The sequence below is a fragment of the Micromonospora sonchi genome, from assembly GCF_014646235.1.
Taxonomy (GTDB): domain Bacteria; phylum Actinomycetota; class Actinomycetes; order Mycobacteriales; family Micromonosporaceae; genus Micromonospora; species Micromonospora sonchi.
This window is the reverse complement of sequence record NZ_BMNB01000016.1, coordinates 94,801-108,416: the sequence shown is the minus strand read 5'-3', so window position 1 is coordinate 108,416 and position 13,616 is coordinate 94,801. Positions and strand designations below refer to the sequence as shown.

Sequence of the window (13,616 nt, the reverse complement as noted above, 5' to 3'; positions counted from 1 at the left end):
ACCGATCACTTCATGAGTATTTCTCATAAAAGAATCGGAAATGTCATAACTTTGTGGTGTGAGCAATCGACCCCTTGCTGCCGCTGGTCGTCTCGTTCCTCTCCTCCGTGCCGGGCTCATCGCCGGCGTCGTGGTCGCCGCCGTGGCGTACCCCGTGGTCGCCCTCACCGGCATCGGCGCGAAGGCCACCGCACACGCCGTGGAGAGCAAGACCAGACTGCTGGCCAACGCCATGCCCGCCGAGACCTCCTACCTGTACGCACCCGACGGCCGGACCGTGCTGACCATGTTCTACGAGGAGTATCGGCAGTACACCGAGCTGGCCGACATCTCGCCGCACATGCAGCAGGCCATCGTCGCCGCCGAGGACAACCGCTTCTACCAGCACCACGGCGTCGACCCGAAGGGCGTCGCCCGCGCCTTCGTGGCCAACGCCCGCTCCAGCGGCGTCTCCCAGGGCGCCTCCACACTGACCATGCAGTACGTCCGGATGGCGTTGCGGGACAGCGCCACCAGCCCGCGGGAGGTGCAGGAGGCCACCGCGCAGACCCCGGTCCGCAAGATCAAGGAAATGCGCATGGCGGTCGACCTGGAGAAGGAGTTGAGCAAGGAGGAGGTCCTGGAGCGCTACCTCAACTCGGCGTACTTCGGGCACCGGGCGTACGGCATCTACGCCGCCAGCGAGATCTTCTTCTCCAAGACCCCGAAGGAACTCACCCCGGTCGAGGCGGCCACCCTCGCCGGGCTGGTGAAGTCGCCGTCGCAGTACGACCCGGCCAGCTCCGACCAGAAGGAGGCCACCGCACGCCGCAACTACGTGCTGGACAACATGACGAGACTCGGCTACCTGTCGCCGGACTCGGCGGCGGCGGCGAAGACCGAGCCGATCCGACTCAAGCTGAGCTACCCGCCCAACGACTGCGCCGCAGTGCCGGAGAAGTGGAACAGCTGGGGTTTCCTCTGCGACTACCTGAAGAACTGGTGGAGCGCGCAGCCCGCGTTCGGGGGGAACCGGCTGGAACGGATGGACAAGCTGCGCCGCGGCGGCTACCGCATCGTGCTCAGCATGGACCCGAAGATCCAGAAGGTGGCGGAGCAGAACGTCGGCACCGAGGGCAACACCGGCAGCCCCTTCGCCAACGGCATCGTGGTCTCCGAACCGGGCACCGGGCGGGTGAAGGCGATGGCGGTGAACCGCACCTACTCCCTGGAGGTGGACGAGAACCCGCTCAGCTCCAACCCGGAGGCCGGACCCAACGTGCGGGCCAACTACCCGAACACGGTGGCGCCCCTGATGGGCGGCGGCGACCTGCCGGGCTACCAGGCCGGGTCGACGTTCAAGATGTTCCCGATGCTGGCCGCGCTGGACGCCGGGATGACCCTGAGCACCACCTTCAACGCGCCGCACCGGTACCAGTCGGAGATCTACGACGGCTGGGCGCCGACCAACGCCAGCGGCGCGATGAGCGGCGAGCAGACCATGTGGTCCGGCTTCGGCAAGTCCGTCAACACCTACTTCGTCTGGCTGGAGGAGCAGGTCGGGGCGGAGAAGGCCGTACGGCTCGCCGAGCAGTTGGGGCTGCGCTGGCGTACCGACGTGGACCGGGAACACGCCTCCCCGTCGAAGGCCAACAAGTGGGGCGCGTTCACGCTCGGCGTCTCCGACGCCACCCCGCTGGAGATGGCCAACGCGTACGCCGCCGTCGCCGCCGAGGGACGGTACTGCGAGGCGATGCCGGTGTCCGCGATCTACACCCGGGACGGCACGCCGGCCATGTTCACCACCGCCGGGGGCATCCAGCGGGAGGTCGCCAAGCCCCGCTGCCGCCAGGTGGTCAGCGCCGACGCCGCGCGGGCCGCGACCGACGCCGCGCGCTGCCCCACCGGCGACAGCCCGGCCAAGGGCGGCTGCGGCGGCTGGTCGACGGCGGACAGCGTTCGCGGCACGGTGGGCCGCCCGGTGGCCGGCAAGACGGGTACCACGGACAGCACCCGGTCGGCCTGGTTCGTCGGCTACACGCCGGAACTGGCGGCGGCGAGCTTCATCTCCGACCCGGACAACCCGTTCAACGCGGTCGGTGACGGCCAGTCGGAGGTTCCGATCGCGGCGGTCGCGAACACCCTCCGCGACGCGCTCAAGGGCAGACCGCTCCGCGACTTCACCCCGCCGTCGGACCGGATAGTCGGCTGACCCGCTCGCCGCACCGCGCCTCGTGAGCTCACGCCGGCGGCCCAGCCGACCCCACTTCGGCCGGGCCGGTCGGCGTCGGCGTGGCAGCGACCGCCTGGTCCGCACCGGTCGGGCCGGTCGGGATCGGCACCGGCTCGGCCGCCGCCGCGGCCACCAGCCGCGCCGCGAACCGCGGGTACGCGGCCCAGTGCGGTACGAGCTGCGAGGCGTGCACCCCCCGCCAGACGAACCCCTCCGGCGCCCCGCCCGGCCAGCTCCACGCCGGCCGCTGCCCGCCCCGAGGGCTGAGCACCGCCCGGTGCTCCTTGTGCCCGGTGACCACCTCGCCCCGGCTGACGATCACGCTGTCGCTCTGGGCGGTCGCCTCCCGGTACCCGACGACCAGGCCGTCGCGGACGCTGCCGATCGCGTCGAGCACGCCGCACATGGGCAGCCCGTCCACCTCCCGGGCCAGCCAGAGCAGACCGGCGCCCTCGGCGACCACCGGCCGGCCGGTCCGCGCCAGCTCGGCGACGGCGATGCAGAGCCGGCGGTTGGCGGAGAGCTGCTCGGCGTACGACTCCGGCAGGGCACCGCCGACCACCAGCGCCCGGGTCCCGGCCGGCAGCACCTCGTCGGTCAACGGGTCGAGGGTCACCACCTGCGCACCGGCGGCCCGCAGCAACTCGGTCGCCTCGACGTGGCCGAAACTGCCACCCGGTCCGCCGGCCACCGCCACGATCGGCGGGGCAGCTCCGGCAGGGAGGCCCGACGGCATCCCGTCGGCGCCCGTCGGCGGCTCCGGCGACCACGGCTGTGCGCTCAGCGGCGGGGCGGAGTTGGCCAACCCGAGCAGCCGGTCCAGGTCCACGGTGGCGGTCACCGCCTCGCCCAGGCGGCGTACCGCCCGGGTGGCCTCGCCGGCCCCGGTGAGCACGGGCATCACCCCGTGCCGGCGGGCCGGCAGCACCGCGGGCAGATCCTGGCGACGCAGCGCGCCGTAGACCGGCACACCGATGTCGTCGAGCACCTCGCGCAGCAGCGCCTCGTGCCGGGCGGAGGCGACCCGGTTGAGGATCACCCCGCCGAGCCACAGCTGCTCGTCGTACGCCCGGAAGCCGTGCACCAGGGCGGCCACCGACTGACCCATCGCGGCGACGTCGACCACCAGCACGACCGGGCTGCGCAACGCGGTGGCCACCGCGGCGGTCGACTCGGTCTCGCAGCGGCCGGTGAGGCTGTCGTACAGGCCCATGCTGCCCTGCACCACCGCCAGGCCGGTCCCGGCCGCGCCGTGCAACAGCAGTGGGGCGAGTCGTTCGGTGCCCACCAGCCGCGGATCCAGGGTGCGCCCGGGTCGGCCGGCGGCGAGCCCGAGATAGGCCGCATCGACCTGATCCGGCCCGACCTTGAACCCGGCCACCTCCAGCCCCCGGTCGGCGAGCGCGGCGAGCAGGCCGATCGCCAAGGCGTTCTTGCCGTGTCCGGAGGAGGGAGCGCTGAGCACCAGACGCGGCACGACGGTCATCATCGACTCCTCGCGAGCGGACGGCGTGCCGACCGTCGGCGCGCTCCGCCCGCGTGACGATAGCCGACCCCCGCGACGCGTCCACGCCGCCCGGTACCCCTCCCATACCCGACGCGCGACCGCCCGGCCCGGTGGCGACGGCCATAGCGGTAGCCTCGGGGTGTGTACCGGTTCCTGCTGACGCCGCGCTGGCTGGGCATCCTCGCGCTGACCCTGGTCGCCGCCACGGTGATGGTGCTGCTCGGCAACTGGCAGCTGGACCGCTACCACGGCCGTACGGCGGTCAACGAACGCATCGACGCCGGCCTGCGGATGGCGCCGGTGCCGCTGCGCGACGCGTTGCCCGCCCCGACCGGCGGGCCCGGCACGGTCGGCGCGGCGCCGGCCGAGGAGCGGACCTTCACCCGGGTCACCGTGACCGGCCGGTACGACACCGACCACGTCGTCCTGGTCCGGGGCCGCACGGTCGACACCAGGGTCGGCTTCGAGGTGGTCACCCCGCTGGTGCTGGCCGACGGCACCGCCGTGCTGGTGAACCGGGGCTGGATCCCGCCTGCACCCGGTGGGGCGACGGCGCGGCCGGAGGTGCCGGCGGCACCGGCCGGCGAGGTGGCCGTCGAGGGGCGGGTGCGCGTGAGCGAGAGCGGCGCCGGCACGGTGACCCGGCGCGACGGCCGCTTGGAGACCCGTCGGATCGCCCTGCCCCACCTCGCCCGGGAACTGCCGTACCCGGTGCACGGGGCCTACCTGCTGCTCGACGAGCAGACCCCGGCCGCCGACCCGGTGTTCAAGGCGGTGCCGATCGGGCACGCCAACAACTGGCAGAACCTCGGCTACGTCGTCCAGTGGTGGATCTTCGCCGCGATGACCCTCTTCGGCTACGGCTGGGTCGCCCGCCGCGAAGCCCGCCGCCTGGCCGGCGTGACCGACGACCGCCCCCGCGACCGCGCCGCCGACCCGGTGTAAGGAAGGGCCCCCTCTTAACGCCTCGTGTATAGGAGGGGCCCCCTTTTAACCCGCGGGCCGGGCCGGGGGGTCAGACCGGCACCGGTTCTTCGACGCGCAGGCCACGGGCACGGACCCCCTCGGCGATGCGGGACAGCGACGTGTCCAGGGCGACCAGGGCGGCGGACAGCTCACCGAGCCGTTCCTTGAGCGTGTCCTCGGGCCACGCGGAGACATCGACGTCCCCCAGTGCGTTGACGGCGGCCTCCAGACGGGCCATCACCTCATTCGTACGCATGTTCGAAAGGCTACAACAGCCCCCCGCCCGACACGCCGAAAACCCCCAGCTCAGCCGCGCCCCGCCGCGGCCACCTTCGCCAGCAGCAACGCCTCGGCCAGGCAGACCTTGGCGAACTCGCCCAGGTGCAGGCTCTCGTTCGGCCCGTGCGCCCGGGCGTGCGGGTCCTCCACCCCGGTCACCAGGATCGCCGCCCGGGGGAACATCTCCTGGAACGTGGCGATGAACGGGATGGAACCACCGACACCGATGTCCACCGGGTCGGTGCCCTCCCAGGCGGTGCGGAAGGCCGACCGGGCCGCGTCGAACATCGGTCCGGTCGCGTCGATGACGCACGGAGCGCCGTCATGCTCGAAGGTGACGGTCACCTCCGCGCCCCACGGGGCGTGCCGCTCCAGGTGCTCGCGCAGCGCCGCGTACGCCCGGGTCGGGTCGTCACCCGGCGCCAGCCGTACGCTCAGCTTGGCCTTGGCCGCCGGGACCAGGGCGTTCGCTGCCTCGGCGGTGGCCGGGGCATCGAGGCCGAGCACGGCCAGCGCCGGCTTGGTCCAGAGCCGGTCGGTGATCCGACCGGTGCCGATCAGCTGTACGCCCGCGGCCAGCCCGGCCTCGGCGCGGAACCGGGACTCGGGGTAATCGACGCTGGCGGTCTCTTGGCTGACCAGTCCCGCCACCGCGACGTTCCCGGCGTCGTCGTGCAGCGTGGCGAGCAGCCGGACCAGGGTGGTGAGCGCGTCGGGCACCGGGCCGCCGAACATGCCGCTGTGCACCGCGTGGTCCAGGGTGCGCACCTCGACGAAGCAGTTGACGATGCCGCGCAGCGAGGTGGTCAGGGCCGGTACGCCGACGTCCCAGTTGGTCGAGTCGGCGATCACGATGACGTCCGAGGCGATCGCCTCCCGGTGCTCGGCCAGCAGCTGCTCCAGCGAGTCGGAGCCGTACTCCTCCTCGCCCTCGACGAACACCACCACGCCGACGGGCAGCTGGTCGCCGAACGCGCGCAGCGCCGCGACGTGCGCCATGATGCCGGCCTTGTCGTCGGCGGCGCCCCGCCCGTAGAGCCGGCCGTCCCGCTCGACCGGCTCGAAGGGGTCGGACTCCCACAGCGTCCGGTCCCCGACCGGCTGCACGTCATGGTGGGCGTAGAGCATGACCGTGGGCGCCCCGGGCGGCGCCGCCTTCCGGCCGATCACCGCCGGCTGGCCACCGGCCCGCGCGATCTGCACGTCGAGCCCGCAGCCGCGCAGCAGCTCGGCCACCGCCTCGGCGGACCGTTCCACGTGCGCGTGGTCGAAGCCGTCGAAGGCGATGCCGGGAATACGGACGAGCCGCTCCAGGTCGGCCCGGACGCCGGGCAACTCCCGCGCGACGGCGGCCCGCAGCTCGGCCTCGGTCATGATCGGTGTGGTCATGCCCGGCATCGTATGCCGGCCGTAGCGGGTGGTATCGCCGGGATGGCAGCCCGGCCGCCGGGCTCTCAAGCCGGCCGTGGATGGCGGGCGATCCGCTGGTAGTAGCGGTCGGGGTCGTGGGGCAGTGTGGGTGCGCCGTCGACCAGCAGGTCGGCGCGGGCCTCGGTGTCGTCGGCGGCGAAGTGGGCCCGTTCGCCGTCGTGCCAGCGGCGCAGCTCCGGCAGGATCGACGGGCCGTCGCGCGCCACCGCCCGGGTCAGCCGCAGCGCTGCCGGGGCGGTGACGAAGACCGCCAGGGACAGCTCGGGGCCGACAGCGGCGCGGGCCACGCTGACCCCCTCCAGGATCAGCACCGGCGCGGCCGGCACCGGCACCGGGCGGGGCAGGAAGCGGCGACGTACCCAGCTGTACCGGTGGTAGGCCCCGGCCCGCCCCGCGCGTAGCGGCGTCAGCACCGATTCCTCCAGCCGGGGCCAGAAGGTGAGCTGATCGTCCCACCCGTCGAGCAGGTCGTCGGTGTTCACCACCGGCGGCCGGCCACTGCCAAGGCGGGCAAGGGCGTCGGCCAGCCGCGCGGCGAAGACCGTCTTGCCCGCGCCGCTGGGCCCGTCGACCGCCACCAACCGGGTACGCCCCAGCCACGCCGGCCGGGCCAGCACCCGACGCGCCAATCCGGCGTACGCCTCAAAGACCGTCACCACCACGGGCACCGACGTTACCGATCGGGTTGTCCCGCGCCGCTTCGGAGCGCAAGTCCGAGGGCGGGCGGGCATGATCGTGTCGTGTCCCATTCCGTGATGAGTCCCGGCGTCGAGGCGTTGCTGGAACAGGCCCGTGCGGGCATGACCCGGTTGACCCCGCAGGAGACGGTGCAGGCCGCCGGTCGGGGTGCACTGGTGATCGACACCCGCACCGACGCGCAGCGCCGGGAGCAGGGTGACCTGCCCGGCGTCATCGTGATCGACCGGACCGTGCTGGAGTGGCGGCTCGACCCGGCCAGCGACTGGCGCATCCCCGAGGCCACCGGGTACGACATCGAGATCGTGGTGGTGTGCCGCCAGGGCTACAGCTCCAGCCTCGCCGCGGCGAGCCTGCGCGCCCTCGGCCTGCACCGCGCCACCGACATGATCGGCGGAGTGGACGCCTGGCGCTCGGCCGGCCTGCCCTTCACCGACCAGCCGGCGGACGTCCGCTACTGACCGGGCGGCAGGGGTCAGCGCGGCGGGGCGCCGGGTGGGACGAACGGCAGGTCGGCGGGGGGTCCGGACTCGATCAGCCGCCACAGCGCCGTCGTGTCCAGGTGTTCCTCGACCAGATCACCGAGCAGGTCGAGGGCGCGTTCGCGGGCGGCAGCGAACGAGTTGGCCGGCGCGACCCGGAATCCGGTACGCCCGGCGAGGCGGGCCACCCGGGTCAGGAACCAGCGGCGGAACTCGTCGGACTCGAAGGTGCCGTGCCAGTGCGTGCCGTGCACCACGCCGTGGACGGCTCCCTCTCCGCCACCACGGTGATCCCGCAGCAGCGGGGACAGCTCCGGGTCGGCGGCCGAGACGTACCCGTGGTGGATCTCGTAACCGCGGACCGGGAGATCGGCGGCGACGCTGCCCACCGCCGGCCGGACGGTCTTGCGCGGCTCGAAGGTGATCTCGATGGGGAGCAGGCCGAGGCCGGGAACGCTGCCCCGGCGGCTCTCCACCTCGTCGTGGATGGCGCGGGCCAGCATCTGGAAGCCGCCGCAGATGCCCAGCAGCGGCCGACCCGCCGCCACGTGCGCGGCGACCGCGTCGGCCAGGCCGGTCTCGCGCAGCCAGGCCAGGTCGGCCACGGTCGACTTGGAGCCGGGCAGTACGACCAGGTCGGCGGCGGCCAACTCGGCCGGCTCGACGGTGAGCCGCACCCGCACCCCGGGCTCGGTGGCCAGCGCCTCGACGTCGGTGGCGTTGCTGATCCGGGGCAACCGGACCACCGCCACGTCCAGCCACTCGGTGCCGTGCGGGCCGGCCGGGCGGCCGAGCACCCGCCCGTAGGCGAGCGAGTCCTCCGCGTCCAGCCACAGGTCCAGCGCCCAGGGCAGCACCCCGTACGTCGGCCGCCCGGTGAGCCGGCGCAGCATCTCCAGCCCGGGGGCGAGCAGGCCACGGTCGCCCCGGAACTTGTTGACCACGAAGCCGGCGAGCAGCGCCTGGTCGGCCGGGTCCAGCAGGGCCAGGGTGCCGAACATGGCGGCGAAAACGCCGCCCCGGTCGATGTCGCCCACCACGATGGTGGGCAACCGGGCCTGCCGGGCCAGGCCCATGTTCACGTAGTCGCCGTCGCGCAGGTTGATCTCCGCGGGGCTGCCGGCACCCTCACAGATCACCACGTCGTACGCCTCCCGCAGCTCCGCCAGCGCGGCGTACGCCGTCTCGGCGAGCCGGGGTCGCAGCGACCGGAACGTGTCGGCGGTGATGGTGTCGACCGCCTCGCCCAGCAGCACGACCTGGCTGGACAGGTCGCTGCCCGGCTTCAGCAGCACCGGATTGAACCGCAGGTCCGGGGCGATTCCGCAGGCCGCCGCCTGCATCGCCTGGGCCCGGCCGAACTCGCCGCCCCGGCCGTCCGGCCCGATGACGACGGCGGAGTTGTTGGACATGTTCTGTGCCTTGAACGGCGCCACTTTCACGCCCTGCCGGTGCAGCCAGCGGCAGATGCCGGCGGTGAGCACGCTCTTGCCGGCGTCGGAGGTGGTCCCGGCGACCAGCAGTCCTCCGGTCACCGTCAGCGCCCCGCCCGCTCGGCACCGGCCCCCGGCCGGCTCGCCGCACCGGCGGCACCGGCGCGGGTGGCGCGGCGGGTGAGGGCTCCGGCCAGGCGGCCGACGGTCAGGGGGTACGTCGCGGCGAGCCCGAGCGCCGCCAGCCCGACCGCACCGGAGAGCCGAGCCGCCCGTTTCAGGTGGCGCGCCTCGGGACGAGGGCCGTCGCCGAGGAACGGGCGCACCTCGGAGCGGCCGAAGTAGACGTTGCGCCCGCCCAGCCGTACGCCCAGTGCCCCGGCCATCGCCGATTCGCACTGCCCGGCGTTGGGGCTGGGATGGTCGGCCCGGTCCCGCCGCCACACCCGCCGGGCCCGCTCCCGGTCGCCGTGCGCGACCGGTGCCAGGGCGACGGTGAGCAGGCCGGTCAGTCGCGCCGGCACCAGATTGAGCAGGTCGTCCAGGCGGGCGGCCGGGGTGCCGAAGCGCGCGTAGCGGGCCGACCGGTGACCGACCATCGCGTCGAGCGTGTTCGCCGCGCGGTAGCCGAGCAGACCCGGCAGCCCGGCGACCGCACCCCAGAACAGCGGGGCGACCACGGCATCGGAGGTGTTCTCCGCGACCGACTCGACGGTCGCTCGGGCCAGTTCGGGCTCGTCCAGGGCCGACGGGTCCCGCCCGCAGAGATTTCCGAGCCGCTGCCGGGCGGCCGGCACGTCGCCGGCACGCAGTGCCCGGCCCATAGCACCCGCTTCGTGCCGCAGGCTGCGTCCACCGAGTACCGCCCAGGTGCCGGCCGCGACCAGCACCGCCCGGGCCACCGGCCGACGCCGGGTGCCGACCGCGGCGGCCGCCCCGACCAGCACCGGCCCGCCGACGGCGAGTGCGGTGAAGGCGGCCCCGGAGAGCCGATCGGGCCGGTAGAGACGGTGTTCCAGGGCGGCAGCAGCCCGCCCGAAGCCGGCAACCGGATGCCCGCGACGCGGGTCACCGAGCACCGCGTCCAGCGCGTACCCGGCCACCAGTCCCGCCGCATTGGCCGCCGCACCCGAGTACCGCACCCGCACCACCCCCGACCCGCCAGCCTACTGCCGCCCCCGGCACCCAGCCCCTCCCCCGCTCGCCGCCCCCTCTGCGAGCAGGGATCTTGGTCCGAGAACGCCCCCAGGAGGGCGCTAACGCACCAAGATCCAAACGGAAACGGACCCGAGATAAACAGGAGCGCCCGCCCCGGCATGGGGACGGGCGCTCTCGCGCGTCTCGGTCAGGCCCGCTCGGCCACCTGGGCGACGAACGCCTTCCATGCCATCGGACCGAAGGTCAGGGTTCCGCCATCGCGGTCCTTCGTGTCCCGGACGAGGACCACGCCGGGAAGGTTGTCGGCAACCTCGACACAGTTACCACCGCTGGTACCGCTACGGGTGGCCTTTCGCCACTGCGCGCCGTTCAAGTCCATTGGTTCGCCACTTCCTTGATCAGGTCTAGAGACTGCTTCCGGGGCAGGGCCTCGGTCCGGACGCTCTCCCATCGCTCGAAGAGCGTATCCAGGTCAGCTGGCCGCTCCACGACATCGCCGCCTAGCTGGCTTTCAAGGTGTCCTATCCAGCTCCCATCTGGCATGTGCGCCAACGACAGCGGGCCGGACAGCCCGGCATGGAGGCCAGCGTCCGCCGGGATGACGTGAATGCTGATGTTGGGTCGCTCTGCGCATGCTAAAACGTGGCACAGCTGCTCGGCCATCAGCTTCTCGGCCTCGTCACCAACTCGACGAATCGCGCCTTCGTCAACGACAACCACAAGTCGAGGCGGGGACTCACGCGTGAGGACGGCTTGCCGTTCAAGTCGACTGGCGACCCGGCGGTCTACTTCTTCATCGGTGAGGCAGGGGTCAAGCCGTAGTACGGCGCGAGCGTACGCCTCACTCTGCAACAGACCCGGGATCAGGTTCGGCTCGAAATAGCGAAGCTGTGTCGCTCCGCGTTCAGCGTCGAGCCAGGGCAGAAACCAGGATGGGGTGCCTAGTTCTCCTGCTAGGCGCTCGAACAGTCCACCGCTGTTCAGCGCGCGGTCGGCTCCTCGGATGAAGTCCGCCGTCAGTGCCCTAGTGCCGCCTTCGACGGCGCTGACATGGGACGCGCTAAAGCCCGCGCCACGACCAAACGCCTCCTGCGTCATGCCTGCTGCCCCTCGGCCCCGACGGATCTCGCGAACGATGAAGGCCGCCACGGGGTTCGGCACATCAGGCATTCAGGACTCCTCAAACTGAAGATCGGCTACCCACGCTGCCGCAGAACTCCGGGCAGCTCCGCCAGCGCAGCCCGAACACCGCAGGCACCTTCCGAGAGTAACGACCTCCACACCAGAGTGTCATCAGGCGGCATTCGCGGGCCGGACCGGCAACCCCCGTGAGTGTTCGCAGGGGCCGCCCCCACCGGGCGAGCACCTTCGCGGGGCGGCCCCTTCCCAATATCGCGCGTAGACGGAGGTTGACCCGTGCCTGTGCAGAGGCCCACGAACGCTGCCCCTGACGCCCGATGGGTACCGCGTACCCCCGGGCGGGCCTACGGCCCGCGCGAGGACGGGACACCCCGGATCGCTCCCGGCGTGTATCTGCTGACCCGTGCGGCGTCGGTGCAGTTCCGCCAGCCGATCCTGGTCCGCGTGATCCGTGAACTGACCGCACGACGCACGTACCACGGATGGGCATGGGTCGACTGTTACGTGCTCGACCGGTACGGCGACGCGGTCGACAAGCGACAGTTGTTCGTGATGCCGGCGGGACTGCGCCCGGTTCAGGTGCCACCGGTTCCGTACGCCGAGCGTCGGCGTGGCCGCGCCAACGCATCGAGGGCGGACCGGTGAAGCCCCGGCCGCACGTACGGGATCACGTCGTGGCCCGCCCGACGTGGCGCTGCCGGGCGTGCGGTGCCGGGTGGCCCTGCTCTCCGGCGAAGTTGCTGCTGCTGGCGCAATACAGGGGCAACATGCCGGGGCTCATGGTCTACCTGGTGGCCCTGCGCGAGGAGGCCGCCACGCAACTCGCCGAGCTGAACTCCGGCGAACTCCCGACGAACCTGCACACGCGCTTCACGGACTGGGTTCCGGTCCGCTCCGAGTAGACGCCCGCCCCGCGGATCGAGCGGAGCAGGGCCCGCCAGCCAGCCGGCGAACGGCCCGGAGACCGACGACTTCGACGGATGGCTGGCGAACCACGCCCAATGGTCAGACCGGCTGTGGCTGCCGGCCGCGGCCCCGCCGCCCGCGACCGGTGCCGACGACGCCCGTTCCCGATTCCTCCGGGCGTCCCGCCGATCCGCCGCCGGTCACGCTGGTCTCGGAGTCCACCGACGCCGGCTCGTCGGGGGACACCGCCCGGATGTCGGCGCCCACCGCAGCCAACTCATCGGCGGACGCATCCTGCTGGTCCTCGGCATCGATCGCGGCCAGCTCGTCCGAGAACGTCCGCCGGGATTCGGCATCGACCGGGGCCAACTCGTCGGCGCGGGCCTGCCCGCGGCTGATCAGGTCGTCGAACGGATCGTCCGGGAAGATGCCGTCGCGGGCGGGACTGCGCCGCGCCGCGTCGACCCGCGACGGCATGGCGGCGGCCAGCTCGAAATCGTCGTCGATCGGCTGGTCGTCGAACCGGGCGGGCGCCTCGTCGTCCGGTACCGACTCGGTGGCCTCGCCGTGCACCCGCTGCTCGGCCTCGGCGTCGGAGACGACACTCGTGCTCAGGGTGGGCCGGTTGCGCAGGAACCGCCCGCGCCCCCGGGACAGGTCGTGACCGACCGCGACCGCCTCCAGCTCGTAGAGCGTGCGGTGGTTGCCGGCGTCGTCGGTCCAGTCCCGGGTGTATAGCCGCCCGCAGACCACCACCGGGTCGCCGAGCATCACCGAGGCGGCCACCCCCTCGGCGAGCTTGCGCCAGCAGTTCACGCGTACCCGCAGGCTGTTGCCGTCTACCCAGCGCCCGCTGTCGCGGTCGAGACGGCGGGCGGTCGAGGCGACCTTGAAGTTGGCCACCAGGGTGTTGCTCTGGGTAGTGCGACGCCACTCCGGCGCCGTCAGCACATTTCCGACGATCGTTACATGGGTATCGAACATCGTCCCTCCAGCGGGATCGGGGTTCTGTCTTCGCGAGCCGGCTCGGGACCGAGCGTGCACCGCCGCACGACCCGGCGGCAGCCCCACACCCCGCACCTGTGGACAACCGGACCGCTTGTGGACAAACGCCTGATCAAGGCCCCGATGTGCTAGGGCTGCGGCTCGGCGGGCACCGGCCGCACCCTGCCCGCCGGGCGGCGAGCGCCCACCCGCCCGCAGGGCCACTTCGGCGTTGATCATGAGGTTAGCGGCAGTGGTTGATCTCCAAACTGCCGCTAACCTCATGATCAACGAGATGTAGGGGTCGTCGGCCGGATCGACGGGGATGGATGGGGTGCTGATCCAAGGTCCCGGTGGGGTGGGGCTTGTGGCCCTGGGGTGCCGGTGGGCGGTGGGTGATGATCAAAGAGAGACAGCGTTCC

At 72.6% G+C, this 13,616-nt stretch carries 13 protein-coding genes and 1 pseudogene; 5 read left to right on the top strand and 9 right to left on the bottom strand.

The genetic code is table 11. The annotated features are described in order from the left end of the window. Positions 1 to 58: 58 nt before the first annotated feature. Positions 59 to 2,191 carry a transglycosylase domain-containing protein gene (locus IEY61_RS18205; RefSeq protein ID WP_189045902.1) on the top strand — a complete coding sequence of 711 codons (2,133 nt, stop codon included), beginning with the start codon at positions 59 to 61 and terminating at the stop codon, positions 2,189 to 2,191. 28 nt (positions 2,192 to 2,219) lie between these two features. Here the strand turns inward: IEY61_RS18205 and IEY61_RS18200 are convergent, their stop codons facing one another. Beyond that, entirely contained in the window at positions 2,220 to 3,698 is a 1,479-nt protein-coding gene (locus tag IEY61_RS18200) for a cobyrinic acid a,c-diamide synthase CobB (RefSeq protein ID WP_189045900.1), read from the bottom strand. Positions 3,699 to 3,860: 162 nt separating this feature from the next. On the opposite strand from IEY61_RS18200, the gene IEY61_RS18195 reads away from it, so the two are divergent. Continuing rightward, positions 3,861 to 4,664: an SURF1 family cytochrome oxidase biogenesis protein gene (locus IEY61_RS18195; protein WP_189045898.1), complete on the top strand. Its 804-nt coding sequence runs from the start codon at positions 3,861 to 3,863 to the stop codon at positions 4,662 to 4,664. A 70-nt stretch (positions 4,665 to 4,734) separates the two neighbouring features. Here IEY61_RS18195 and IEY61_RS18190 read toward each other — a convergent pair whose 3' ends face one another. From IEY61_RS18190 to IEY61_RS18180, 3 genes are all read right to left on the bottom strand, one after another. Next, positions 4,735 to 4,941: a hypothetical protein gene (locus IEY61_RS18190; protein ID WP_189045895.1), complete on the bottom strand. Its 207-nt coding sequence runs from the start codon at positions 4,939 to 4,941 to the stop codon at positions 4,735 to 4,737. A 50-nt stretch (positions 4,942 to 4,991) separates the two neighbouring features. Beyond that, positions 4,992 to 6,353: a dipeptidase gene (locus tag IEY61_RS18185; protein WP_189045893.1), complete on the bottom strand. Its 1,362-nt coding sequence runs from the start codon at positions 6,351 to 6,353 to the stop codon at positions 4,992 to 4,994. A 65-nt stretch (positions 6,354 to 6,418) separates the two neighbouring features. Beyond that, a complete protein-coding gene (locus IEY61_RS18180; protein ID WP_189046007.1) occupies positions 6,419 to 7,054 on the bottom strand; it encodes a uridine kinase family protein in 636 nt (211 codons plus the stop codon). A gap of 96 nt (positions 7,055 to 7,150) precedes the next feature. Here IEY61_RS18180 and IEY61_RS18175 point away from each other — a divergent pair, with 96 nt between their 5' ends. Next, a complete protein-coding gene (locus IEY61_RS18175; RefSeq protein ID WP_229706017.1) occupies positions 7,151 to 7,552 on the top strand; it encodes a rhodanese-like domain-containing protein in 402 nt (133 codons plus the stop codon). On the opposite strand, the pseudogene IEY61_RS18170 reads toward IEY61_RS18175, so the two are convergent. The 4 genes and pseudogenes from IEY61_RS18170 to IEY61_RS18155 all read right to left on the bottom strand — a co-directional run. After that, positions 7,448 to 9,114, bottom strand: a pseudogene (locus tag IEY61_RS18170) (cobyric acid synthase); the annotation flags it as partial. The gene IEY61_RS18175 and the pseudogene IEY61_RS18170 overlap by 105 nt on opposite strands. Next, on the bottom strand, positions 9,111 to 10,148 hold the full coding sequence (locus IEY61_RS18165) for a cobalamin biosynthesis protein (protein ID WP_189045887.1): 1,038 nt from the start codon (positions 10,146 to 10,148) through the stop codon (positions 9,111 to 9,113). The gene IEY61_RS18165 and the pseudogene IEY61_RS18170, both read right to left, overlap by 4 nt. A 203-nt stretch (positions 10,149 to 10,351) precedes the next feature. Continuing rightward, positions 10,352 to 10,543: a DUF397 domain-containing protein gene (locus IEY61_RS18160; protein ID WP_189045885.1), complete on the bottom strand. Its 192-nt coding sequence runs from the start codon at positions 10,541 to 10,543 to the stop codon at positions 10,352 to 10,354. Beyond that, positions 10,534 to 11,334, bottom strand: coding sequence for a helix-turn-helix domain-containing protein (locus tag IEY61_RS18155; RefSeq protein ID WP_189045883.1), 801 nt, complete (start codon positions 11,332 to 11,334; stop codon positions 10,534 to 10,536). The genes IEY61_RS18160 and IEY61_RS18155 overlap by 10 nt, the downstream gene beginning before the upstream one ends. A gap of 246 nt (positions 11,335 to 11,580) precedes the next feature. Between IEY61_RS18155 and IEY61_RS18150 the strand changes: the two genes are divergently transcribed. Both IEY61_RS18150 and IEY61_RS31830 read left to right on the top strand, forming a co-directional pair. Next, positions 11,581 to 11,949 carry a hypothetical protein gene (locus IEY61_RS18150; protein WP_229706012.1) on the top strand — a complete coding sequence of 123 codons (369 nt, stop codon included), beginning with the start codon at positions 11,581 to 11,583 and terminating at the stop codon, positions 11,947 to 11,949. Positions 11,950 to 12,071: 122 nt separating this feature from the next. Then, positions 12,072 to 12,206 (top strand): hypothetical protein, encoded by a 135-nt coding sequence (locus tag IEY61_RS31830; protein WP_268240659.1) that lies wholly within the window; start codon positions 12,072 to 12,074, stop codon positions 12,204 to 12,206. A gap of 103 nt (positions 12,207 to 12,309) precedes the next feature. On the opposite strand, the gene ssb is transcribed toward IEY61_RS31830, so the two are convergent. Next, positions 12,310 to 13,194, bottom strand: a complete 885-nt coding sequence (gene ssb, locus IEY61_RS18135) for a single-stranded DNA-binding protein (protein ID WP_229706011.1) — start codon at positions 13,192 to 13,194, stop codon at positions 12,310 to 12,312. Positions 13,195 to 13,616: the final 422 nt, after the last annotated feature.